24 protein-coding genes are annotated in these 24,207 nt (G+C 49.8%); 12 read left to right on the forward strand and 12 right to left on the reverse strand.

Annotated features, from left to right (window positions below; genetic code table 11):
- Positions 1-77 precede the first annotated feature (77 nt).
- The 6 genes from SPL68_RS03890 to SPL68_RS03915 form a co-directional block, all read right to left on the reverse strand.
- On the reverse strand, positions 78-1,061 hold the full coding sequence (locus SPL68_RS03890; RefSeq protein ID WP_323813758.1) for a class 1 fructose-bisphosphatase: 984 nt from the start codon (positions 1,059-1,061) through the stop codon (positions 78-80).
- Positions 1,062-1,163: 102 nt separating this feature from the next.
- Positions 1,164-2,243 (reverse strand): class II fructose-bisphosphate aldolase, encoded by a 1,080-nt coding sequence (gene fbaA / locus SPL68_RS03895; RefSeq protein ID WP_323813759.1) that lies wholly within the window; start codon positions 2,241-2,243, stop codon positions 1,164-1,166.
- 98 nt (positions 2,244-2,341) lie between these two features.
- A complete protein-coding gene (gene tpiA / locus SPL68_RS03900) occupies positions 2,342-3,112 on the reverse strand; it encodes a triose-phosphate isomerase (RefSeq protein ID WP_323813760.1) in 771 nt (256 codons plus the stop codon).
- A 299-nt stretch (positions 3,113-3,411) separates the two neighbouring features.
- Entirely contained in the window at positions 3,412-4,290 is an 879-nt protein-coding gene (locus tag SPL68_RS03905; protein ID WP_323813761.1) for a response regulator, read from the reverse strand.
- Between the two features lie 95 nt (positions 4,291-4,385).
- A complete protein-coding gene (gene yaaA / locus SPL68_RS03910) occupies positions 4,386-5,162 on the reverse strand; it encodes a peroxide stress protein YaaA (protein ID WP_323813762.1) in 777 nt (258 codons plus the stop codon).
- 32 nt (positions 5,163-5,194) lie between these two features.
- A complete protein-coding gene (locus tag SPL68_RS03915; RefSeq protein WP_323813763.1) occupies positions 5,195-5,677 on the reverse strand; it encodes a DUF4265 domain-containing protein in 483 nt (160 codons plus the stop codon).
- 81 nt (positions 5,678-5,758) lie between these two features.
- Here SPL68_RS03915 and SPL68_RS03920 point away from each other — a divergent pair, with 81 nt between their 5' ends.
- The 6 genes from SPL68_RS03920 (at position 5,759) to SPL68_RS03945 (ending at position 11,013) form a co-directional block, all read left to right on the forward strand.
- Positions 5,759-7,030 (forward strand): M48 family metalloprotease, encoded by a 1,272-nt coding sequence (locus SPL68_RS03920; RefSeq protein WP_323813764.1) that lies wholly within the window; start codon positions 5,759-5,761, stop codon positions 7,028-7,030.
- 131 nt (positions 7,031-7,161) lie between these two features.
- Positions 7,162-7,722 (forward strand): TRAP transporter small permease subunit, encoded by a 561-nt coding sequence (locus tag SPL68_RS03925; RefSeq protein ID WP_323813765.1) that lies wholly within the window; start codon positions 7,162-7,164, stop codon positions 7,720-7,722.
- Complete coding sequence (locus SPL68_RS03930) at positions 7,716-9,086, forward strand: TRAP transporter large permease (protein WP_323813766.1); 1,371 nt, start codon at positions 7,716-7,718, stop codon at positions 9,084-9,086. Before SPL68_RS03925 ends, SPL68_RS03930 begins: the two co-directional genes overlap by 7 nt.
- A gap of 37 nt (positions 9,087-9,123) precedes the next feature.
- A complete protein-coding gene (locus SPL68_RS03935) occupies positions 9,124-9,528 on the forward strand; it encodes an acyl-CoA thioesterase (protein WP_323813767.1) in 405 nt (134 codons plus the stop codon).
- Positions 9,529-9,821: 293 nt separating this feature from the next.
- Positions 9,822-10,382: a cytochrome b gene (locus tag SPL68_RS03940; protein WP_323813768.1), complete on the forward strand. Its 561-nt coding sequence runs from the start codon at positions 9,822-9,824 to the stop codon at positions 10,380-10,382.
- 34 nt (positions 10,383-10,416) lie between these two features.
- Positions 10,417-11,013 (forward strand): YceI family protein, encoded by a 597-nt coding sequence (locus tag SPL68_RS03945; RefSeq protein ID WP_323813769.1) that lies wholly within the window; start codon positions 10,417-10,419, stop codon positions 11,011-11,013.
- A 58-nt stretch (positions 11,014-11,071) separates the two neighbouring features.
- On the opposite strand, the gene SPL68_RS03950 is transcribed toward SPL68_RS03945, so the two are convergent.
- Positions 11,072-11,941 carry a YicC/YloC family endoribonuclease gene (locus SPL68_RS03950; protein WP_323813770.1) on the reverse strand — a complete coding sequence of 290 codons (870 nt, stop codon included), beginning with the start codon at positions 11,939-11,941 and terminating at the stop codon, positions 11,072-11,074.
- A 151-nt stretch (positions 11,942-12,092) separates the two neighbouring features.
- Between SPL68_RS03950 and rph the strand changes: the two genes are divergently transcribed.
- Positions 12,093-12,815: a ribonuclease PH gene (gene rph, locus SPL68_RS03955; protein WP_323814305.1), complete on the forward strand. Its 723-nt coding sequence runs from the start codon at positions 12,093-12,095 to the stop codon at positions 12,813-12,815.
- Positions 12,816-12,897: 82 nt separating this feature from the next.
- Here the strand turns inward: rph and metF are convergent, their stop codons facing one another.
- The 4 genes from metF to SPL68_RS03975 form a co-directional block, all read right to left on the reverse strand.
- On the reverse strand, positions 12,898-13,746 hold the full coding sequence (gene metF / locus SPL68_RS03960; RefSeq protein WP_323813771.1) for a methylenetetrahydrofolate reductase [NAD(P)H]: 849 nt from the start codon (positions 13,744-13,746) through the stop codon (positions 12,898-12,900).
- An 81-nt stretch (positions 13,747-13,827) separates the two neighbouring features.
- Positions 13,828-15,198 carry an adenosylhomocysteinase gene (ahcY, locus tag SPL68_RS03965; RefSeq protein ID WP_323813772.1) on the reverse strand — a complete coding sequence of 457 codons (1,371 nt, stop codon included), beginning with the start codon at positions 15,196-15,198 and terminating at the stop codon, positions 13,828-13,830.
- Positions 15,199-15,270: 72 nt separating this feature from the next.
- The gene (gene metK / locus SPL68_RS03970; RefSeq protein WP_323813773.1) at positions 15,271-16,425 is read right to left on the reverse strand and encodes a methionine adenosyltransferase; all 1,155 of its coding nucleotides are present in this window, start codon (positions 16,423-16,425) and stop codon (positions 15,271-15,273) included.
- Positions 16,426-16,446: 21 nt separating this feature from the next.
- Positions 16,447-17,460 (reverse strand): ArsR/SmtB family transcription factor, encoded by a 1,014-nt coding sequence (locus SPL68_RS03975; RefSeq protein ID WP_323813774.1) that lies wholly within the window; start codon positions 17,458-17,460, stop codon positions 16,447-16,449.
- A 395-nt stretch (positions 17,461-17,855) separates the two neighbouring features.
- Here SPL68_RS03975 and tkt point away from each other — a divergent pair, with 395 nt between their 5' ends.
- Entirely contained in the window at positions 17,856-19,859 is a 2,004-nt protein-coding gene (gene tkt / locus SPL68_RS03980; protein WP_323813775.1) for a transketolase, read from the forward strand.
- Positions 19,860-19,974: 115 nt separating this feature from the next.
- Positions 19,975-21,147 carry a phosphoglycerate kinase gene (locus tag SPL68_RS03985; RefSeq protein WP_323813776.1) on the forward strand — a complete coding sequence of 391 codons (1,173 nt, stop codon included), beginning with the start codon at positions 19,975-19,977 and terminating at the stop codon, positions 21,145-21,147.
- 97 nt (positions 21,148-21,244) lie between these two features.
- Here the strand turns inward: SPL68_RS03985 and smpB are convergent, their stop codons facing one another.
- Complete coding sequence (gene smpB / locus SPL68_RS03990; protein WP_323813777.1) at positions 21,245-21,727, reverse strand: SsrA-binding protein SmpB; 483 nt, start codon at positions 21,725-21,727, stop codon at positions 21,245-21,247.
- 223 nt (positions 21,728-21,950) lie between these two features.
- Here smpB and SPL68_RS03995 point away from each other — a divergent pair, with 223 nt between their 5' ends.
- Genes SPL68_RS03995 through SPL68_RS04005 form a run of 3 tightly spaced genes read left to right on the forward strand, consistent with a single transcriptional unit; the run spans position 21,951 to position 24,196 of the window.
- Positions 21,951-23,333, forward strand: a complete 1,383-nt coding sequence (locus SPL68_RS03995) for a sodium-dependent transporter (protein WP_323813778.1) — start codon at positions 21,951-21,953, stop codon at positions 23,331-23,333.
- A gap of 47 nt (positions 23,334-23,380) precedes the next feature.
- Positions 23,381-23,815, forward strand: a complete 435-nt coding sequence (locus tag SPL68_RS04000) for a type II toxin-antitoxin system RatA family toxin (protein ID WP_323813779.1) — start codon at positions 23,381-23,383, stop codon at positions 23,813-23,815.
- Between the two features lie 45 nt (positions 23,816-23,860).
- Positions 23,861-24,196, forward strand: a complete 336-nt coding sequence (locus tag SPL68_RS04005; RefSeq protein WP_323813780.1) for an RnfH family protein — start codon at positions 23,861-23,863, stop codon at positions 24,194-24,196.
- Positions 24,197-24,207: the final 11 nt, after the last annotated feature.

Below are 24,207 nucleotides of genomic sequence, written 5' to 3' on the forward strand. Positions count from 1 at the left end.
GGTAATGCGCGGCTTTGTCATTTGGTCTAACGCAGATAGAGAGCAGGTGTTGTCTTTATCTGTAGTATTTAAGCTAGTTATAAATAGCTCAAACACTCATCTACTTCATTGGCGGAGCCCAAAATCACAGCAACACGTTCGTGCAATTGTTGCGGTTGGATATCCAAAATACGCTGGGTTTCACTCGTCGCTTTGCCGCCGGCATTTTCAATTAGCAGCGCCATAGGATTTGCCTCGTACAACAAACGCAATTTCGCAGGCTGTTTGGCATTGCGGTTATCCGATGGATATAAAAATATTCCGCCGCGGGTAATCACGCGATGCACATCTCCCACCATAGCCGCATTCCAGCGCATGTTATAGCGCTTACCGCGCGGGCCACTTTCACCGAGAATCAATTCGCCGATGTAGTTGCGCATGGCTTCGCTCCAGAAGCGCGAGTTACTCATATTGATGGAGAACTCTTGCGTATCTTTTGCGATTTGGATGTTGTCGGAGGTCAGCAAAAAAGTGCCTTGGGTTGCATCCAGCGTAAAACAGCGCGTGATAGTTTTATTGCTGACTGCTGAGCCCATAGTGATTGCAAGCAAGGTAGATGGGCCGTAAAGCACATAACCGGCACACACTTGTTGCGCACCCTGCTGGTTAAATTGCAATTCACTGTTGTGCGGAACTGAATCCAGTACATGATAAATACTGAAGATAGTGCCGATTTGCCCATTGATATCGATGTTGGATGAGCCATCGAGTGGGTCAAAAGCAACCACGTATTTACCATCGGGATTGGCACCAACAACTGTGTCTTCCTCTTCCGAGGCGAGCGCGGCAACTGGTGCGCAGGCGAGCAGCAAATCTTTTAACAATTGATTGGAAATTACATCCAATTGTTTTTGCGTTTCGCCCTGAATATTTTCATCCTGCGTAGAGCCAAGCACTCCCGCGAGCGCACCCTGACGCACGCGGAAGGCGATTTCTTTGCTGGCATTAATGATAGTGCTAATGACCTGAATTAAATCAGTTGCTACTTCATCATCACGCAGTACATCGAATAAATTTTTCATGCAAGTATCCGTAACTCTTTATGTGTTTTGCACATTTTATGTGTTTACGCATGGTTGACGATTAACAATCGCCCGGCTAACAAGGTCGCTTGGTTTTTGAGTTTAGATGTAGCGATTAAGGCAATTTAGATCAGCAAAAGATTGCTCAAGACGCTTCACCATATACTCTTCGCTTTTACGCAGCCACACGCGTGGGTCGTAAAACTTTTTGTTGGGTTTTTCGTCGCCTTCCGGATTGCCAATCTGACCCTGCAAGTAGTCAGCGTTAGCTTTGTAGTAATCCATAGTGCCTTCCCAAAATGCCCATTGGGTGTCGGTATCAATGTTCATTTTCACTACACCGTATTGCAGGGCTTGGGCGATCTCGGCTGGCTCGGAACCTGAGCCACCGTGGAATACAAAATCCAGCGTGTTATAAGGCACACCAAATTTTTCGCTCACATAAGTTTGTGAGTTGCGCAAAATTTCCGGAGTGAGTTTTACGTTGCCTGGTTTGTACACGCCATGCACGTTGCCGAAAGACGCGGCGATAGAAAACTTATCGCTGATCGGGCGCAATTTTTCGTAGGCGTAGGCAACGTCTTCTGGTTGGGTGTAGAGCGCAGAGTTATCCAAATGGCTGTTGTCTACGCCATCTTCTTCACCGCCCGTGCAGCCCAGCTCGATCTCCAGCGTAATACCAAGTTTGCGCATACGGGTTAAGTAGGCGGCAGAAATTTCGATGTTTTCCTGCAGTGATTCTTCGGACAAATCGATCATGTGCGAACTGAACAAAGGCGCGCCGGTTTTAGCGAAATGTTTTTCGCTGGCATCGAGCAGACCATCAATCCAGGGCAATAATTTTTTCGCAGCGTGGTCGGTGTGCAGAATGACAGGAACACCATAGGCTTCAGCGACTGTGTGCACGTAGTGTGCGGCGGCAATTGAACCTAAAACAGAACTGCCTTGGCCATCCAGCTTGATGCTCTTGCCCAGAAAAAATGCTGAACCGCCTTGTGACAACTGCACAATTACTGGCGAATTCACTTTACGCGCAGCTTCAAGCGTAGCGTTAATCGTGTTGGTGTTAGCCGCATTAACCGCCGGGTAAGCGAAACCGCCGGCTTTAGCGGCATTGAATAAGGTTTTTACGGCATCGCCGGTGGCAACGCCGGGGGCAACAAGGTTAGCGAGACTGTTCATCATCAAATCCTGAGCTGTAGTTGATTGGTTGTGATGACCGTGTTATTCGCCGATTAAATTTTTTTGTAATTTTTCTGTATTGGATTTTTTAGCAATGCTTAATCGTTTTGTGCGGCAAGTTCTGCGGCTTGCTCGCAAATGGCGACAAAGTGACCCGGGTCAAGACTTGCGCCGCCGACTAACAAACCATCGATATCGGCTTGTTGTAACAAATCGCGTGCATTGGTTTTGGTCACACTGCCACCGTAAAGAATGCGTACGCGGTTGGCGGTTTCTGCATCAAAAATTTCGGTTAATTCAGCGCGAATAAATTGATGCACTTGTTGGGCAATTGCTGGAGTTGCTGCAAGGCCGGTGCCAATGGCCCACACGGGTTCGTAGGCCACACACAGGTCTTTACCCGACAGGTCAATATCGGTAAGGCCGCCACGTAATTGCTCGCGCAAAACTTGCTCGGTGATATTGGCCTCGCGTTGCTGCTGGTTCTCACCGACGCAGAGCACCGGTAATAAACCGTGATTCAAGGTGGTGCGCACTTTGATCTGGCAGCCTTCGTTGTTTTCCGCAAACATGGCGCGGCGCTCGGAGTGACCAATCAAACACAGCGAACAGCCAGCTTGCTTGAGCATCTGCGCTGAGGTTTCACCCGTGTAAGCGCCCGACTCATAGCGGCTCACGTTCTGGCTGCCAATCTGCAATTCGGAATACTGCAGAAACGTCATCATGTCGCGCATATACAAATAGGGCGGGCAGATGGCGATTTGCGCGGCAAAGTGTTTGCCGATAAACGAGGCCACCGAGGTGCAGATTAAATCCAGTCCGCCATTGAGCTTCCAGTTGGCGATCACTATAGGCTTGCGTTGTTTCATGATGCTGACTCAAAAAATAAACAGATAAAAAAGTCGCGCTAAGTGCGGGCGACCCTAACGTCAGTGGGAATAACCTTGATAGAGAAAATGCTACACAGCGAAATGAAATCGAGCAATAGTCGATTGGGATTATTTTGCTTAAAAATGGTTTTTTGTAGAAATTAAATCCTAAATTATCGTGAAAACCATGTGTAAACGTTTCATTTTTCCTCTTATAAAAAATGTAATCGTTTACATTTTTATGATAAATAGTGCCCTTCAGAGCGTATGGCTCTGTGGGCGGAGAAGGCTGCTGGGGATTACATCTGGGCGATGTATTTGGAGAGGGTTTCAAACTTGTCGGCGTCGTTATCGACAAAGCGAATCACAATTTTCACTACATTGGTATCGGGGCGGCTTTCGCCTGCTTGCAGGCTGTGAACATAGCCATTGACGCGCGCCAGACTGCTGCCATCGCCGGTTTCTATATCGACTACCGCCTGCTCAAACAAACCGGGCAGATCATCGGAGCGCTGCATTAAGCAGCTCATCAATTGAAGCGACATCTCGCGGATCACACAGCCAAATACGCGATTGTTGGCAAAACGCAGCTGCGCCTTGCCCTTGGCAGCCTTGGGTGTTTCTACCGCTTTGATCGCGGGTTTGGCGCCCAATGCACTGGCACTGGCGTTTGCAAAAGGATTGGCCGGGGTCGTCGGTTTGGCTGTGCCGGCCGCCGCCGCGCCGCCGGTCAACACATCCACCGAGGCAAAGGCGATGCCTTGGGTAGCTGCGCCGCTGGCGCGTTGGCTGGGGGTTTTGCCGATTACTTTTAATTGCTTGAAGACTTTTTTCAGCAGCTCATCGGCAGAGAAGGGTTTGGTTAGGTAGTCGGATACGCCCAGCTCAATGGCTTTGATGATGTGATTGCGGTCGCCCCGGCTGGAAATCATGATGAAGGGCACCTTGCTGCAATCGGGCATGGCGCGCACCGCAGTTAATAATTCTGCGCCGCTGAGATTGGGCATTTCCCAGTCGGAGAGGATCAAATCAATCGCCTGACCTTTGAGTTGCGCCAGCGCGCGTGCGCCGTCGGGCGCATCGAAAATTTCCACGCCGGGAATTTTGTCGCGCAGCTGTTTTTTGATCATGTCGCGAATAAAGGTGGCGTCGTCTACCACCAGAATACGAATGCCCATCGGCTCTACCTCTAACAATTATCCATTCAGCTTAGCCCAGTCTGGATAAGTTGCCGCATGGGTTAGGCAGGTAAAACTACCTATTCAAGGCGCCTCTATGCCTGCTCTTCTCTTAAAAACACCCATTCTTTGGGCGATGAGCTGCGCTCGTCGTAGCGATAACCAGCAGTGTCAAAGCCTTTGATGTCTTCAACATTGTTCAGCTGATTTTGGATGATGTAGGCGCTCATCATGCCGCGCGCTTTTTTGGCGAAGAAGCTGATGATTTTGTACTGGCCGTTTTTGCTGTCTTTAAATACCGGCGTAATCACTTCCGCGTGCAGCTTTTTGGTGTTGACCGCACTCCAGTACTCGTTAGAGGCGAGGTTGACGACGACTCGCTCCTGTTGCGCATCCAGCTCCTGATTGAGCTGATCGGTGATGATATCGCCCCAGAAGTGATAGAGATTTTTGCCGCGCGCATTGGCAAAGCCGGTGCCCATTTCCAAGCGGTAGGGTTGGATCAAATCGAGTGGGCGCAGCAATCCATAAAGGCCGGACAGAATACGCAGATGATTCTGCGCAAACTTGATATCCGCCTTGGAGAAACGCTCCGCTTCCATGCCCGTGTAAACATCGCCCTTGAATGCAAATACCGCTTGCTTGGCGTTTTCCGGAGCAAAGGGCAATTGCCATTCGAGGAAGCGCTGCGCATTCAGCTCGCCCAGCTTTTCGCTGATACTCATCAACTTGGATACCTGCGGCGGCGTGAGCTGGCGCAGGTCGTCAATCAACTCTTGCGAGTGCTCCAGAAAGCGCGGCTGGGTAAATTCCGGGGTGATGGATGGCGTTTCAAAATCCAATGTTTTGGCGGGCGAAATCAGATGTAGCATAAGTAAAACGATACCAATAAAAGAAGCGGGTGTTATTCGGGCTTGAGCAGGTCTTGCCACCAGTTGAGCGGGGTTTCGCCGTCGGCTGGATCGTAGACATTGCCGTACATCCAGGCGCTTTGGCCATCGCGGCCGACAAACTCGTTGAGGATGTTTTCAATTGCGGTGAAGCCGCAGCTGACGTGAATCGAGTAGACCAGCATGCGCGGGGTTTCGCGATCCAGCTCACCGCCCAGTTTTTCCAGTTCGGCGGTAAGCGTATCGGACAGGGATTGAATATCGCCGCGGCTGTACACACGCAGGCTAAGGTTGCCGCTGCGTTGCACCAGTTCAAACTCACGGGTTTGCGGCAGCATCTTGACGATATCGCCGCTCGCCAAGCCCTTGGCAAAGGCGGGCGATTGCACCAGTTGGAAGTTGCCGTCCTCCAGTTCGCGCACATGGAGTTGCTCGACAATTGGCTTGCCATCGGCGCCGAGACCGGCAAAAAGTTCGATCACTTGCAGGGATTTCATGGGGCTTTGTTCACCTTCTATTAAACAGCGTCTGCTAAAAGTTGTGGCATTATACCCGTCTACATCTCAAGGAGTCCGTTTATGAAAATGCTTTCGCAACTTATCACTTTGGGTGCTCTAGCGTGGGCGCTGACCGGTTGTGTGACCAATCCGGTGACTGGCAAAAGCCAGATTTCCCTTATGTCGCCCGAGCAAGAGATCGCCTCAGGCGCGCAAAACTATGTGCCAGCGCAGCAGGCGCAGGGCGGCCAATATGTGGTAGATCCCGGCCTGACTACCTATGTGCAGAAAGTGGGCAAAAAGCTGGCGGCAGTGAGCGACCGCCCTGACCTGCCCTATGAATTCGTAGTGCTCAATAACGATGTGCCCAACGCCTGGGCGATGCCCGGCGGCAAGCTGGCGATCAACCGCGGCCTGTTGGTGTATCTGGAAGATGAAGCCCAGCTGGCAGCGGTGATGGGGCATGAAATTGTGCATGCCGCCGCGCGCCACGGTGCCCAGCAGCAAACCAATAATGTGCTGATGGGTGCAGGGGTCTTGATTGCCGGTGTGGCGATTGCCAAAGACAAGCCAGCTTATGGTGCTCTGGGTGTAGGCGCCTTGGCGGTCGGTTCACAGGCATGGCAGGCCAAATATGGCCGCGATCATGAATTGCAGTCGGATGAGGTGGGCATTAAATACATGGCCAAAGCGGGCTATGACGCTCAGGCAGCAGTGGAGCTGCAGGAGATTTTTGTGAAGTTGTCGGAGGGCAACAACCCCGGCTTTATCGACGGCCTGTTTGCCAGCCATCCACCCTCGCAAGAGCGTGTGAATCGCAACCGCGCGACTGCGGCAAAATACCCCGGTGGTGTGCGCAACAAAGAAGCTTTCCAACGCGCTATGGCACAGGTGAACAAAGACCAAAAAGCCTACGCCAATTATCAAAAAGCGCAGAAGTTGGCGGGCGAGAAAAAATATATCGATGCGCTGGCCTATGTTGATCAATCTATCGCTGCGCAGCCAAAAGAAAACCTGTTTTGGGAAATGAAAGGCCAGCTGTTATTGCAGCAGAATAAAACCAGCGAAGCGGTAACCGCCTTGGATCGCGCAGTGCAAGCGAATCCACAGTACTTCAAACCCTATGTGTTCCGCGGCATCGCCTATAACCAACTGGGCAAAAACGATATGGCCGAAAAAGACCTGCTTACCAGCCAGCGCTATTTGCCAACGCAATTGGCAGCTTACTATTTAGGTGAGGTTTCATCGGCTAAAGGCAATAAGTCGCAAGCGGCGCAGTACTACCAACAAGCAGCGCAAGGTGGTGGCGAAATTGGTGAAGCGGCCAAAGGCAAGTTAGGCAAATTGCAGTAAGGCTGATGGCTTTTCTGCCTGAGTTTTTGTTCGGCTTACAACAATAACAATTGGGGCGGCGATATAGGGTTTACGTATAATCGCCGCCCCCGATTTCTGAAAACAGATTTACTTCTGATAATAAATACACCATGAATCCCTCCCCGACTTCTGTTAGTTCCTTTGCGCTTGTGCGCTGGCTCGATGCCATCGCTGAATTCACCGGCACAACTACGGCTTGGCTCACCGGCATTATGGTTGTCATCGCCTGCATAGTCGTTGGTTTGCGCCATTTGTTTGATATAGGTTCCATCGCCCTGCAAGAGTCAGTGACCTATATGCACGCGATGGTGTTTATGTTGGGTGCGGCTTACACCTTAAAAAATGATGGCCATGTGCGCGTGGATATTGTGTATAAAAAATTATCGCCGCGCGGTCGCGCTTGGGTAGAAGTGTTGGGCAGTTTGTTATTCACCTTGCCGCTGATGATTTTTATCGGTTGGAGCAGCTTGGCTTTTGTGCAGGAAAGTTGGCGAATCAATGAAGGCTCGACTGACTCTGGCGGTTTAGGTGGTGTGTATTTATTAAAAAGTTTATTGCCGTTAATGGCAGTCAGTGTGAGTTTGCAAGCACTTGCTGAGTTGCTGCGCAGTTTATTGGTATTGATGAATATCGCTCCTGAATCTGACGAGCAGGAGAGCGCATCATGCTAATTGAATTAATTCCGCTGCTTATGTTTGCGGCCATCTGTCTTTTTTTAATGCTCGGTTATCCCGTTGCTTTTACGCTCGGCGGAGTGGCCTTGGCTTTTGCGGGTGTTGGAATTGTCGGCGGAATTTTTGATCCCAATTTATTAAAAAGTTTTCCTGCGCGCCTCTACGGCATTATGAATAATTACACACTGGTCGCAGTGCCGCTGTTTGTATTCATGGGCACGGTATTGGAAAAATCCCGCCTTGCCGAAGACTTGCTGGAAAACATGACCAAAGCCTGTGGCCGCCTGCCCGGTGGCTTGGGAATTTCTGTAGTTATCGTTGGCGCAATGCTCGCGGCCAGCACTGGGATTGTCGGCGCGACAGTGGTGACTATGGGTTTGATGTCGCTGCCGCTGATGATCAAACGCGGTTACGCGCCGAGTTTTGCGTGCGGGACTATCTGTGCAACCGGAACTCTCGGGCAAATTATTCCGCCGTCAATTGCGTTGGTATTGTTGGGCGATGTGCTCTCCAGCGCTTATCAGCAGGCGCAGTTAAAACTCGGTGTGTTTAACCCCAAAACTATTTCGGTGGGCGATTTATTTGTTGCCGCCATAGTGCCCGGCATGGTGCTGGTTTTGCTCTACATTCTCTATGTTTTTTTCACTGCATTTTTTCGCCCGCAGATTATTCCGCGCGTAGTGGTGGATGAAACAGAAAAGGTTTCACTTATCAAAGTGCTCTTCAGTTTGCTGCCGGTTTTATTATTAATTGGCTTGGTGCTCGGCTCAATTTTAATCGGCGCCGCCACTCCAACCGAAGCGGCAGGTGTAGGTGCCTTGGGTGCTTGTTTGCTCGCGTTGGGCAAAAAACAATTGTGCTTAAGCCGCATTCGCGAAGTATCGCGCTCGACTATTCAAATCAGCTCGATGATTTTTATGATTCTCATCGGCGCATCACTTTTTTCACTGGTGTTCCGCGGCTTCGGCGGCGAAGAAATGGTGCATCACTTTTTTAACCAATTACCCGGCGGCGTATTTACCGCTGTTTTATTGGTAATGCTGGTGATGTTTGTACTGGGCTTTATTCTCGACTTTATCGAAATTATTTTTGTTGTCGTGCCTATAGTTGCACCGGTATTGCTAGCAATGGGGGTGGATCCAATCTGGCTGGGAATTATGATCGCCATTAATCTACAAACCTCATTCCTAACCCCGCCCTTCGGTTTTGCGCTTTTCTATTTACGCGGCGTCGCACCTGCCAGCATTAAAACCAGCGAAATTTATCGCGGCGTCATTCCGTTTATCCTGCTGCAACTATTGATGCTCTGCGCAATAGCCTTGTGGCCGGGTATGGTGACTTGGTTGCCGGAGCAGATGTAGGTCTATACTCATGACTCAATCTGTTCTGGAGTGAGTCATGCAAAATTTTAATTCGCAGCCCACCGGCACTATCGCGTTACAAACCATCACTATGCCGGCCGATACCAATCCCTTCGGCGATATTTTTGGTGGTTGGGTGATGGCGCAGATGGATATCGCTGGTGCAATTCATGCTAACGAAGTAGCGCAAGGACGGGTTACGACGGTAGCGGTGAGTAGTATGGTGTTTATGCGGCCGGTGCCGGTGGGCGCGATTATCAGTTGTTATACCAGCACCCTGCGCATCGGCAACACTTCTATTCGGGTGAAGGTCGAAGTTTGGATCAAAGACTTTCTTACCCATCAAATCAGCCAAGTCACTCAAGGCGAGTATGTCTATGTTGCGCTGGATGAGTTTGGGCGCAAACGTCCAGTGTTAAAAAATAAGCAAATTTCAGTTTGATCGGATTGAAATATTGATAATAAGAAACGAAAAAACTGATTGATTCGTTTGCAGCATCTGTGTGTTTAATTCCCAAGAGATGCTTCAACCCACTGAAAACAAATAACTTATTCGTCTAAACCCTTTTTTACCCACGCACCTCTGTCATTTCAGTTTTGCTTCACTACACTTAAGCCAGCTTGTGATCAGGGGGCGTTAACCTGTATTGTTTTTGCAATTGCGGGCACTCGCTGCCTGTACCCCATTCCCGTGTTGACCGAATTAATAATAGGCTCTGAAGCCAGAGGCAAAGGATGTTAAAAGATTCACCAAACGGTTACGGTTTGATTGCTATTTTGATTCACTGGATTAGCGCCTTGCTCATTTTGTTTTTGTTCGGCCTCGGCACTTATATGGTCGGGTTGAGCTACTACGATGACTGGTATCACAAAGGCCCTGAATTACATGTCAGCTTGGGCTTGGTGGTTTTGTTGCTGATGCTGGTGCGAATTGTGTGGCGAATTATTAATCCAACGCCGGTGGATTTGGTGGCAAAACCAGTGCAAAACATCGCCGCAAAACTCGTCAAGCTTGGCTTGTATGGATTTATTTTTGTAGTTCTTGTCACTGGTTATTTGATTACCACTGCCGAAGGCCAGCCAGCGAGTATGTTTAACCTGATTAAATTTCCGGTGTTAACCGAACTGAGTTCGCAAAATGTCGATCTCGCCGGAAAACTGCACGAATATTTTGCGTGGGGCATTGTCATACTGGTTGTCTTTCATATCGCAGGTGCATTATTTCATCACTTTGTTTTTCGCGATCGCACTTTGGTGCGTATGTTTAAACCGGTAAAAAAATCTGATTTACCCTAAACGTTTGTTTGATTTCTTCTAAAGGAGCTTAACTATGTTAAAACCATTTTCGTTAAAAAAATCTTTACTCGCGTTAACCGTTAGCAGCATTGGTGTAATGAGCTTGCCCGCACTGGCTGACACTTATGAAATTGATACCAAAGGCGCACATGCCTCTATCAATTTTTCAATCAAACACTTGGGTTACAGCGTATTAACCGGTCGCTTTGATAGCTTCAACGGTGAATTCACTTACGATCCGGCAAAACCAGAAGCGAGCACTGTGAGTGTGACTATCGACACTGGCAGTGTTAACTCCAATCACGCCGAGCGCGATAAGCATTTGCGTAGCGCCGACTTTTTGAACGTAGAAAAATTCCCTAAAGCGACTTTCGTAAGCAAGAAAATCGTATTGGATGACGATAAAGATGAGTTCGATATCGTAGGTGACCTGACTCTTAACGGCGTAACCAAAAGCATCACTATCGAAGTCGATAAAGTTGGCGAAGGTAAAGACCCGTGGGGCGGCTACCGCGCAGGTTTTTCAGGCGACACTGAAATCAATATGAAAGACTTCAACATCAAAATGGATTTGGGCCCAGCGTCGCAAACCGTTGAATTGGAATTGGAAGTTGAAGGTATCAAGAAGTAAATTATTGCTTCAGTAATAAAAATAAGGAGGCCGCGGCCTCCTTATTTTTTGCAAAAATTTATTCGATGTTCTGCACCTGCTCGCGCATTTGCTCAATCAGCACTTTCAATTCCACTGCGGCTTGCGTGGTGTCGCTCACAATACTCTTCGATGAAAGCGTATTGGCTTCGCGATTTAATTCCTGCATCAAAAAATCCAAACGGCGGCCGAGCGAGTCGGTTTGTTTGAGGCTGCGTTTGACTTCGATCACGTGAGTGTCCAAGCGATCAAGTTCTTCATCGACATCGGCTTTTTGTGCGAGCAAAACGACTTCCTGTTCCAACCGCTCAGGATCTAAATCAATTTGCAGTGCAGCCAGTTTGGCCTGCAATTTTTCGCGTTGTGCTGCGAGAATTTCCGGCATGCGTGCGCGTACCGCGACAACCTGTGCTGATACGCCGTCGAGGCGCTGCAAAATTAATTGTTCCAATTCTGCGCCTTCGCGGGTGCGATGTTCGATCAGCCCTTCAAGTGCGGATTCAAATAAATCCAGTGCAGCTTTGTGTATTTCCTCGCGATCCACTTCCTGCTTTTGAATCACACCCGGCCAGCGCAAAATCTCCAGTGCATTTACTTGAGCTGCAGAGATGCCAAGCAGTCCGTTGATTTGCTGGGCGGCCTTAGTTAGTTGCGTAACTTTATCGAGGTTGATGCCTAGGTCGGATTCGCCTTCCAGTTCCCATTGCACACTCAGACTGGCTTCGACCTTGCCGCGTTGTAAGGCTTTGCGCATGGCGTCGCGGAGGTTGGGTTCAAGCTCGCGAAAATCTTCCGATAAGCGAAAACTGGGTTCGAGGTAGCGGTGATTCACACTGCGGATTTCCCATACCAGCGTGCCCCAGGGCAGCTTGGCTTCACGGCGGGCAAATCCGGTCATACTACGTGGCATAAATACTCCTCACGATTGGCGGTTACGTCTGCGCGCTAGAGCTGGTAGAGTTCGCCGGCAACGATAATTTATTAACAGATGAGGGATGGTATCACACCTTCCCAGAGATCGATTTTCAGTAGTAAGGATTCCCTTTATGCAAGATTCTGACATGCAGCGCCCTAGCGGTCGCAACCCTGACCAATTACGCCCTATTCGTATCACCCGCGGTTACACCAAGCACGCGGAAGGTTCAGTGTTGGTGGAATTTGGTGATACCAAAGTGATTTGCACCGCGAGTGTAGTGAATTCCGTTCCCCCCTTTTTGCGCGGCCAAGGTCAAGGCTGGCTCACCGCAGAATACGGCATGTTGCCGCGTTCAACTGGCACTCGTATGGATCGCGAAGCGGCGCGCGGTAAACAACAAGGCCGCACAGTAGAAATCCAACGCTTGATCGGCCGTTCACTGCGCGCGGCGGTAGATTTAACTGCGCTCGGTGAAAACACCATTCATATCGATTGCGATGTGATCCAAGCTGATGGAGGCACTCGCACTGCATCTATCACTGGTGCTTGGGTGGCCTTGGCTGATGCGATTAATTTTTTAAAAGCACAGGGCAAAGTTACCGGCGAGCCACTTAAACGCGCGATTGCGTCCATTTCGGTGGGGATTTATCAAGGTGTGCCGGTATTGGATCTGGATTACCCGGAAGATTCATCGGCCGATACCGATATGAACGTGGTTATGGGCAATGACGGCGGTATTATCGAGATTCAAGGCACTGCCGAAGCCGAACCTTTTACTGAGGCAGAATTTGCAGCCATGTTGGGATTGGCGAAGAAAGGAATTGCGCAATTACATGAGTTACAACAGCAGGCGTTGAGTACAAATTAAATTTTTGTTCAATTTGCTAAAACAAGAAAGGGCGCAATCACTGCGCCCTTTCTTGTTTTAAATCACAGATTAAATCGCAAAATTATTCGGCTGGAATCAGCCCCAAATTTTTCACAATCTGCGCGGTGGGTTCGGTCTGGTTCATGGTATAGAAGTGCAAACCGGGCGCTTCATTTTCCAGCATCACTTCACAGAGTTCAGTTACCAACTCTACGCCGAAGGCTTTCAAACTGGCTTCATCATCGCCGTAATTTTCCAATGCTTTGCGCAACCAGCGCGGAATTTCTGCACCGCAGGCATCGGAAAAACGGATTAAATTTTTGTAGTTGATGATGGGCATAATGCCAGGGTAAATCGGCTGGGTAATGCCCTCTTTGCGGCATTGATCCACAAAATAAAAATACGCATCCGGATTGAAAAAGTACTGCGTAATAGCGCTGTTGGCGCCCGCATCAAATTTACCTTTCAAATAGCGAATATCATCGCTGTAGCTTTTGGCTTGCGGATGAATTTCCGGGTAGGCCGCCACTTCCAACTGGAAATGATCGCCAAAATTCTTGCGAATAAACGCAACCAATTCATTGGCGTAAACCAACTGGAAACCGCCGCCAATACCGGATGGAATATCGCCGCGCAGTGCGACTATGCGATCGACACCGGCATCTTTATATTCTTGAATCAAGGCTTTGACAGTTTCTTCATCATCGCCACCAAATGACAAGTGTGGCGCAGCACTAATGCCGTCATCTCTAAATTTATTCACCAAACCTTTGGTGTTATCGCGCGTTGAACCGCCCGCACCGTAGGTGACAGAGAAAAAATCCGGATTAAAAAAATTTAATTCGTCGCGCACTTTAATGAGTTTTTCTTTTCCTTCCGCCGTTCTGGGCGGGAAAAATTCAAAGCTCAAACGCAGTTGTGAATCGTTCATTGTGTATTCCTGTAGGTTGGGCAGCAATGCCCAACATAATTGCCATGTTGGGCATTGCTGCCCAACCTACGTTAATTCAAATTAATACTTATAAGATTCCGGCTTAAATGGGCCTTCCACTTCTACGCCGATATATTCAGCTTGTTGCGCGGTGAGTTTGGTGATGACACCACCAAAACCTTCCACCATGTCTTTAGCGACTTCTTCGTCGAGTTTTTTCGGCAGTACGCGCACGTACAAATGCTCAGCTTTTTGTTCAGCGGGCAGGTCAGCAAATTTGCGCTCGAACAAATAGATTTGTGCAAGAACTTGGTTGGCGAAAGAACCATCCATAATGCGCGATGGGTGACCGGTAGCGTTGCCCAAATTTACCAAGCGACCTTCAGATAAAAGAATCAAATGGTTGTTGGTTGCCTTGTCGCGATAAATTTTATGCACTTGGGGTTTAACTTCTTCCCACTCCCAATTTTTGCGCATAAAGGCAGTATCGATTTCGCTATCGAAGTGGCCGATGTTACAAACTACGGCGCTATTTTTCAGCGCGCGCAACATGGCGGAATCGCACACGTTGACGTTACCAGTGGTGGTGACCACCAAATCGGTGGTGCCCAATACTGCGTGATTAATATCTTCGTATTTGCCGGTGTTGATGCCGTCGTTGTACGCAGACACAACCTCAAAACCATCCATACAAGCTTGCATTGCACAGATTGGATCAATTTCAGTAACTTTAACGATCATACCTTCTTGGCGAAGCGAAGCTGCAGAGCCTTTACCTACATCGCCGTAGCCGATAACCAATGCTTTTTTACCTGCGAGCAAATGGTCGGTGCCGCGTTTGATTGCATCGTTCAAGCTGTGACGGCAACCGTATTTGTTGTCGTTTTTGCTTTTGGTCACTGCATCGTTCACGTTGATTGCAGGCACTTTTAATTGGCCTTTTTTCAACATGTCGAGCAGGCGGTGCACACCGGTGGTGGTCTCTTCGGAAATGCCGTGAATGCTGTCGAGCATCTGCGGATATTTCTCGTGCACGATTTGCGTTACATCGCCGCCGTCATCGAGAATCATGTTAGCAGCCCATGGCTTGCCATCTTTATTGATGGTTTGCTCGATACACCACCAGAATTCTTCTTCAGTCTCACCTTTCCACGCAAATACCGGAATGCCAGCAGCGGCGATTGCAGCAGCGGCGTGATCTTGGGTCGAGAAAATATTGCACGATGACCAGCGCACTTCTGCACCGAGATCTACTAGAGTTTCAATCAGCACGGCTGTTTGAATGGTCATGTGAATACAGCCGATAATTTTTGCATCGGCGAGAGGTTTGCTTGCGGCATATTTGCGACGCAGCGCCATCAATGCAGGCATTTCACCTTCGGCGATTTCAATTTCTTTGCGGCCCCAGTTAGCAAGGGACATATCGGCAACTTTATAGTCGGTGAAGCTCATAATTCGAATCCTGTTTAATAAAAATTGTGTGTTGTCACATCAATCAATTTCGTGCGCAATGCGTATTAAAAATTACAGCGCTTTCTTCAATGCATCAGCCTTATCGGTTTTTTCCCAAGTGAAATCGGGAAGCTCTCTACCAAAATGACCATATGCTGCAGTTTGGCGATAAATCGGGCGTTTCAAATCCAGCATTTCGATCAAGCCGCGTGGACGCAGATCAAAGTGTTCGCGCACCAATGCAACAATGGCGTCGTCAGAAATTTTGCCGGTGCCAAAAGTGTTAATCGAAATAGAAGTTGGCTCGGCAACACCAATCGCATAACTCACTTGAATTTCGCATTTGTCAGCAAGGCCAGCGGCAACAATATTTTTTGCTACGTAGCGACCGGCGTAAGCCGCAGAGCGGTCTACTTTTGATGGGTCTTTACCAGAGAACGCGCCGCCGCCGTGACGCGCCATGCCGCCGTAGGTATCTACAATAATTTTGCGGCCAGTTAAACCGCAGTCGCCTACTGGACCGCCGATAATAAATTGGCCGGTTGGGTTGATGTGATATTGCGTATCTTTATGCAACCATTCAGCGGGCAATACATTTTTGATAATCAATTCGCGCACAGCTTCGCGGATTTCCGCTTGCTGCACGCTTGGGCTGTGTTGAGTCGATAAAACAACTGCGTCGATAGCAACTGGCTTGCCGTTTTCATAGCGCAAAGTCACCTGACTTTTTGCATCGGGGCGCAACCAGGGCAATTCGCCGCTCTTACGCAATTGCGCTTGTTTTTCTACCAAACGATGTGCGTAATAAATTGGTGCTGGCATCAATACGCTGGTTTCATTGGTGGCGAAACCAAACATCAAACCCTGATCGCCTGCGCCCAAATCTTTTTCATCGGCTTCATCAACACCCATAGCGATGTCAGCAGATTGTTTGCCGATTGCATTTAATACCGCACAAGAAGCACCGTCGAAACCGACATCGCTGGAATCGTAGCCGATGTCCAAAATCACTTGGCGAATCAGATCTTCCAAATCGACGTAAGTAGAGGTGCGCACTTCACCGGCAACAATTGCCATACCGGTTTTTACCAGCGTCTCTACTGCAACACGTGCGTTGGGATCATCTTTTAAAATTGCATCTAGCACCGCATCGGAAATCTGGTCGGCTAATTTATCGGGATGGCCTTCAGAAACGGATTCGGACGTAAAGACGGAATATTCAGACATGGTGAGTTCCTGTAATAAACATCAAAAATTTAATGGTTTAAAAAATTGGCGCAATTGAATCTGGAAGCCGTTGCGCAAAGCGAAATACACGCTTTGGCCTTCCTCTAATTTCGCTGCTTGCGCCCAGCGTGAAAAATCTTGCGGTTCAAACCCCTGCCACAAATCGCCGCAGGCATCGCGCGCCCAAGCTTGTTCGTGGCGACACAAATCGCAAATCAATAATGCACCGCCGGGTGCGAGCGCATTGGTTAAATCCTGAAAAATATCGGCGGGCGATGCGGTGTGGTGCAATACCATGTTGACGACAATGCAATCGGCCAAGACTTTGTGCTCAGGCAAACTTTGCGTATCGCCGTGAATAAATTCGATATTGCGCAAATTATTTTCTTGCGCAAATGTTTTGGCTTTATCCAACATGTTTACGGCGTTATCCAGCGCGACCACATGGGTAAATTGCTGTGCGATAACCGCTAAAAATTCACCTTCGCCCGGGCCGATTTCAAGCGCGAGATGTTTATCGCGTAGCGGTGTGTTGTTGAGCAATTGTGTCATCTGCTCGGCATAGACCGGATAGCTAGCAATCAAATCCTGCTGCGCGCGGAATTTATCGGCGTTCTCGCTAAAAAATTGTTGCGCGGCTTGGCTGCGCTCTTGCTGCAACTCTTGAATCGGTGCGCGCATATGTTCTGCGATGGGCAGGGTATCTACCGTTGCAAACAATTGTTGCTGCAAGGCGGCGAGTGCGTGATCCGGAGCTAAATAGGCACGGCGATAAAAAATCGAATTGGCTTCGCGGCGTGAACTCAGCAGGCCAGCGCTGGTGAGCACTTTCAGGTGATGGCTCATGCCCGATTGCTTGAGGCCGAAAATCCGGCACAGTTCCAATACGCCGAACGAATCCTGGCTGAGCACCCGTAGAACTTCCAGGCGCAGTGGATCGCCCGCCGCTTTGAGCAGGTTGGCCAGTGGGCTGAGCGGGGTGTCGAGTTCGACCACATCGGTTAGCACGGATGTATTAAGCAGGGATTGGTTCATTTTTTAACCGGGGTATGACAAGTGCTGTGCAGTCTAGCAGCCAAAAAAACCTATATCAAAATATTTTGATATAGGTTTTGGCGGTTTTAGTGAAGAAATGTTCTGATATGGGGCAATTTGGCTAGTTGCTGGCCGCAATCGGCATTAATTACTGCTATTTCGATGGTTATTTCTTTACGGCCAGCGCCCGCTGGGCGAAAATGCCAACCCATTTTGTCCCCAGCGACGGCGGCTGGAACCCAACGACACAAAAGCCCATCTTAGAGGCTGGTAATAAGTGGCAATTGCCCATTAGTGCTTTGCAACCCCAGGGCGTCCTGAGCGTAAACCGCATCAGGCGCGAACGCGCCCACCTACAACAGCAATCAACTTATACGTAAGGAGCCTTGAGTTTCATGCCAACTCGTCAACATCTCGCTAATGCCATCCGTGTCCTTTCGATGGACGCCGTTCAAAAAGCTAACTCAGGCCACCCGGGCGCCCCAATGGGCATGGCGGATATCGCTGAAGTTCTGTGGAACGACTTCTTAAAACACAACCCACAAAACCCTGCTTGGACTGATCGCGACCGTTTTGTACTGTCTAACGGCCACGGCTCTATGCTGATTTACTCTTTGCTGCACCTGAGCGGCTATGCAGTGTCTATGGCTGACCTGCAACAGTTCCGTCAATTGCACTCCAACACTCCTGGCCACCCTGAATTGGGTTACACCCCTGGTGTTGAAACCACCACTGGTCCATTGGGTCAGGGTATCGCTAACGCCGTAGGTATGGCATTGGCCGAAAAAGTATTGGCTGCACAATTCAACCGCGATGGCCACTCAGTAGTTGACCACTTCACCTACTGCTTCCTCGGCGATGGCTGCATGATGGAGGGTGTTTCGCACGAAGCCTGTTCTCTGGCTGGTACTCTGGGCTTGGGCAAACTGATCGCGTTCTACGATGACAACGGTATTTCGATTGACGGCCATGTTGAAGGCTGGTTTACCGATGACACGGCAAAACGCTTTGAAGCTTACGGCTGGCAAGTAATCCGCGCCGTTGATGGTCACGATGCAGTAGAGATCAAAACTGCCATCGAAACCGCACGCGCTGAAACGCAAAAGCCAACGCTGATCATCACCAAAACCATCATCGGTTTCGGTTCACCAAACAAGCAAGCATCACACGATTGCCACGGCTCACCTTTGGGCTTGGAAGAAGTTGCACTGGTACGTCAAACCCTCAAGTGGGATTACGAGCCATTTGTGGTGCCTGATGATGTTTACGCCGGTTGGGATGCAAAAACCAAAGGCGCTGCGGCAGAAAAATCCTGGGGCGAAAAATTCGCTGCCTACAAAGCTGCTCATCCAGAACTGGCTGCTGAATTCGAGCGCCGCGTAGTTAAGGGCGATTTGCCTGCTGATTTCGCTGCAAAAGCACAAGCCTTAATTGCTGAAACTCAAGCCAAAGGCGAAAAAATCGCGAGCCGTAAAGCATCGCAAAATACTATTGCTGCATTCGTTGAGTGGTTGCCAGAAATTCTCGGCGGCTCAGCTGACCTGGCCGGTTCTAACCTGACTTTGGTGAAAAAATCCAAAGGCGTTGAAGCGGGCGATGCAAGCGGTAACTACGTGTACTACGGTGTGCGTGAATTCGGTATGAGCGCGATCATGAACGGCGTGTCTGCGCACGGCGGTTTCATTCCTTACGGCGCAACCTTCCTGATGTTCCAACAATACGCGGCTAACGCTGTGCGTATGTCGGCATTGATGAAATTGCGCAACGTGTTTGTGTACACCCATGACTCTATCGGTCAAGGCGAAGACGGCCCGACCCACCAACCAATCGAAGTGCTTGGCACTCTGCGACTGACTCCAAATTTGGAAACCTGGCGTCCAGCGGACAGCACCGAGTCAGTAGTGGCTTGGAAGTCAGCTGTTGAGCGTAAAGATGGCCCAGCGGCGTTGGTATTCAGCCGTCAAAATCTGGAATTCTTCGCACGTAGCGAAGCACAGGTTGCCAATATCGCCAAAGGCGGTTACGTATTGGTTGATTCAGTAGGCGAGCCAGAATTAATTTTGATCGCGACTGGTTCAGAAGTTGGCGTGACTGTGAAAGCGGCAGAAGCGCTGAAAGCAAAAGGTAAAAACGTACGCGTTGTATCTATGCCTTCTACTTCTGTGTATGACCAACAAGATGCGGCTTACAAAGAATCCGTATTGCCAAGCAATGTTACCGCGCGCGTTGCAGTAGAAACTGCACACGCTGATTACTGGTACAAATACGTTGGTTTCGATGGTCGCATCGTCGGCATGACCACCTTCGGTGAGTCAGCGCCAGGCAACAAACTGCTCGAACACTTCGGCTTCACTGTCGACAACATTGTCGCCACTGCTGAAGAATTGCTGGAAGACTAAGCAAGAAAAACACCCGGCGCGAGTCGGGTGTTTTGTTTTATCGCTCTGTATTCGTTCTAAAAAGCAGAGCTGGAGAATTCACTAAAGGCATTAGGTTTTTATTCGGAGTAAAGCCATGACTGTAAAATTAATGAAAGACCAGGATCTCGCCGGTAAGCGTGTATTGATTCGTCAGGATCTGAACGTGCCCTTAGACGGTGGCCGTATCACTTCTGCGGTGCGTATCGACGCATCTATTCCTACCATTCAAGCGGCGCTGGCTGCTGGTGCAAAAGTAATGGTGATGTCGCACTTGGGTCGCCCTGATGAAGGTGTTTATGATGAAGCAGCTTCATTGGCTCCGGTTGCAAAATACTTGAGCGAAAAATTGGGTCGCAATGTTCCGCTAGTAAAAGATTGGGTAGATGGTTTCGCTGATCAAGGCGATTTGGTTCTGCTCGAAAACGTTCGCTTCAATGTGGGCGAAGGTAAAAATTCTGATGAGCTGAGCAAAAAAATGGCAGCGCTGTGCGATGTGTTTGTAATGGACGCATTCGGCACCGCGCACCGCGCGCAAGCATCGACTCACGGTGTTGCGAAATTCGCTCCCGTCGCTTGTGCAGGTCCATTGCTTGCGGCTGAATTGGAAGCGCTGGCAAAAGTGCTCGACAATCCTGCTCGTCCGTTGGTCGCCATCGTTGGTGGTTCAAAAGTTTCTACCAAACTGAGCGTGTTGGATGCATTGTCAAAAATTGCTGACATTCTCGTAGTAGGCGGTGGTATCTCTAACACTTTCGTGGCTGCTGCTGGCAACCAAGTCGGTAATTCGTTGTACGAAAAAGATTTGATTCCGGAAGCTCAGCGTCTGTGCAAAACCACCGAAGTGGTGTTTGCGACTGATGTACGTGTGACCAAAGAAGGATTTAAATCCTGGAATCACAACTCAGTTGCCACTGTGAAAAAGCCTAGCGAAATTGCTGCTGACGAAGAAATCATCGACTACGGTCCTGAAACTGCTGCGCGCGTTGCCGAGATCATCAAAAACGCTAAAACCGTTCTGTGGAATGGCCCATGCGGCGTGTTTGAGTTTGATGCGTTTGCGCAGGGTACTGAAACCATTTCTCGCGCAATCGCTGATAGCGCTGCGTTTTCTGTTGCTGGCGGTGGCGATACTTTGGCGGCAATCGATAAGTGGAATCTGGCCGACAAAATCTCTTACGTTTCCACCGGCGGCGGCGCTTTCCTTGAGTTCGTAGAAGGTAAAGTATTGCCCGCAGTTGCGATTCTGGAAGAGCGCGCTAAAGGCTAATTCGCTAGCTTTTCTGTTGTATAAAAAATGCCGGTGCTGAAAAGTACCGGCATTTTTTATTAGGGATTTTTTAAAACTGCTTAATCGCGAAGGTTGCTTAACCCTTTTGATCTTTGTGGAACAAACGCTGTTTATCGCGTGCCCAGTCGCGTTCTTTTTCGGTTTCGCGTTTGTCGTGCAGTTGCTTACCTTTGGCGATGGCGATTTCCAGTTTGATCAAGTGCTCTTTCCAGTAGAGTGCGGTTGGCACTACTGTGTAGCCTTTTTGATTCACGGCTTCTTGCAGGCGATTAATTTCGCGGCGATTGAGCAGCAGTTTGCGGTTGCGAAATGGGTCGGTGACGAAGTGCGTTGAGGCGCTCAGCAGCGGTTGGATTTGCGCGGCTTGCAGCCAGGCTTCGTCATTTTTAAAAATCACATAGCAGTCGGTGATATTGCCTTTACCGGCGCGCAGGCTTTTAACTTCCCAACCGGTCAGTGCAATGCCAGCTTCAAAACGGTCATGGAGTTCGTAATCGAACTTGGCCTTTTTATTGAGGGCGATGGTATTGCCTTGGTTTTTTTGTGATTTTTTTGCCATGAGCGGACGCTACTTCCAATAAGATCAAAAACAGGATCAAAAAACGGGCGGGCATTATATCGGCAAAGTCGATGCTATGTCTTGAGGCTGCTATCTCATCGCCCAATACCGGCGGGATTGGGCTTATCGGTTGGCGGCAGGTACAATCAGCAGCTGCGCACCGAATCTGGTGCGGTCTGTGCTTGGCTAATAATAATTTCTGCAAAGACAATGAGGGGATCAGATGAAACGACTCAAGCAACACGTAATTTGGGGGCAGCGCGGCAGCTTTATTTTGGCCGCGACCGGCTCGGCAGTGGGCTTGGGTAATATCTGGAAGTTTCCCTACATCACCGGCGAGAACGGCGGTGGTGCGTTTGTATTGATGTATTTGGTGTGTATCGCGGTGATTGGGATTCCAATCATGATGGCGGAGATTTTGATGGGGCGGCGCGCGCGCGCCAATCCGATTATGGCGACCGAAGAGCTGTGTGAGCTTTCCGGCGCGAGTAAGGGCTGGATGTGTATCGGCTGGATGGGCGCCCTCGCCGGGCTGATTATTTTGTCGTTTTACGCGGTGATCGCCGGTTGGACATTGGAATACATCAGCGCTGCTGTGAGCGGTGAATTTACTGGCCTGAATGGCGATACATCCCAGCAACTGTTTGATGGCTTATTGGCCGATAGAGGCCAGCTATTGCAGTGGCATTCAGTGTTTATCGGCATGACCGTTACGGTGCTGGCGCTGGGTGTGACGCGCGGGCTGGAGGCGGCAGTGCGCTGGATGATGCCGCTGCTGTTTGTACTGCTGTTAGTGCTTTTGGGTTATGCGATGGTTGAGGGCGAATTTGTCACCTCGCTGCGGTTTATGTTCAGTTTTAACCCTGAGGCTATCTCTTGGGAGTCGGCGCTAACGGCGATGGGTCATTCGTTTTTTACCCTGAGTTTGGGCATGGGCGCGATCATGGCTTACGGCGCTTATATGCCGAGCCAGCAGTCGGTAGGGAAGACGGTGTTGGTGGTTGCACTGCTGGATACGCTGATCGCGTTAGTCGCGGGTGTGGCGATTTTTGCGCTGGTATTTGCCACGCCGGGAATTTCGCCCGGCAGTGGCCCGGGTTTGATGTTTGTGACCCTGCCGGTCGCGTTCGGCAATATGAGCGCCGGAGTGGTCGTGGGTTCGGTGTTTTTTGTGATGGTGATGCTCGCCGCTTGGACCTCGACAATTTCGCTGTTGGAGCCGGGTGTGGCTTATCTGACCGAGCGCTTTGGGTTTAATCGCGTGGCGGCCAGTCTACTATTGGGCGGTATTTCCTGGGCGCTGGGGCTAGGGTCGGTGCTGTCGTTTAACGATTGGGCAGACAAGCAGTTCCTCTGGGGCAAGACCTTTTTCGACAGCATGGATTTTATCGCCACTAATATAATGCTGCCGCTCGGCGGGGTGCTGATCGCCCTGTTTGTGGGCTGGAAGCTGCGCGACCACCATATACTGCATGAGCTGGTATCGGAATCGGCGCTATTGATGCGCATCTGGCGGCCGATCCTGCGCTATATATCGCCCATTGCGGTGTTGATCGTGCTGATTAACGGTATTTTCCCAGTGCTACGCGGCGTATTTGTTGAATAGCACGCGGCGTGTTTGTTGAATAAATTGATTTCGCTGGAGTAAGGCATTTGGCACATCGGGTAGAAAGATCGGCGCTGGTAAATTATTCCGCGGCGCAAATGTTTGAGTTGGTCAATGATATTGAAGCCTATCCCAAATTTATGGATGGCTGCGTGGGCGCGCAAATTCTGGCGCGTGGCGATGACTGGCTGGAGGCGCGGTTGGATTTGAGCAAAGCCGGTGTGACTCAGAGTTTTGTCACGCGCAACCAGTTGCAGGCGCCACAGAGCATGACCATGAATCTGGTCGATGGCCCGTTTAAGTATTTGCGCGGTGTCTGGCGTTTTACTGCATTGGCGGAAACTGCCTGCAAAGTGAGTTTTGAATTGGAATTTGAATTGCAAAACCGCTTGTTGGGTATGGCGGTGGGCAAGTTGTTTGAAGGCGTAAGTAACAAGCAGGTGGATGCACTCTGCGCGCGCGCCAAACAGGTGTATCAATAAGCTTTCTTTTGTTTTGGTTTTTATTTTTATTGATGGATGTAAAGCATGGCCGATTTTGATCTGATCCGCGTGGAAGTGGCTTACGCACTGCCGCACAAACAAAAAATCATCGCAATTTTAGTAGAGCCGGGCACCACGGCGCTGGCTGCAGTGCAGCGCTCCAAAATTACCGATCACTTTCCCGACCTGGACATCACCAGCGCCAAGATGGGCATTTTCGGCCAATCGCTCGGCACCAAAGGGCTGGATAGCGCCGACAAGCACGTGCTGCACGCGGGCGACCGGGTGGAGATTTATCGTCCGCTGGCGTCTGACCCCAAAGATGCGCGCCGCAAACGCGCAGAAAAAACCGATGGTGCCAAAACTGACGCGGCCGAATAAGCTTATCGGCC

Origin of the sequence: Cellvibrio chitinivorans (assembly GCF_035117775.1) — a bacterium.
Taxonomy (GTDB): domain Bacteria; phylum Pseudomonadota; class Gammaproteobacteria; order Pseudomonadales; family Cellvibrionaceae; genus Cellvibrio; species Cellvibrio chitinivorans.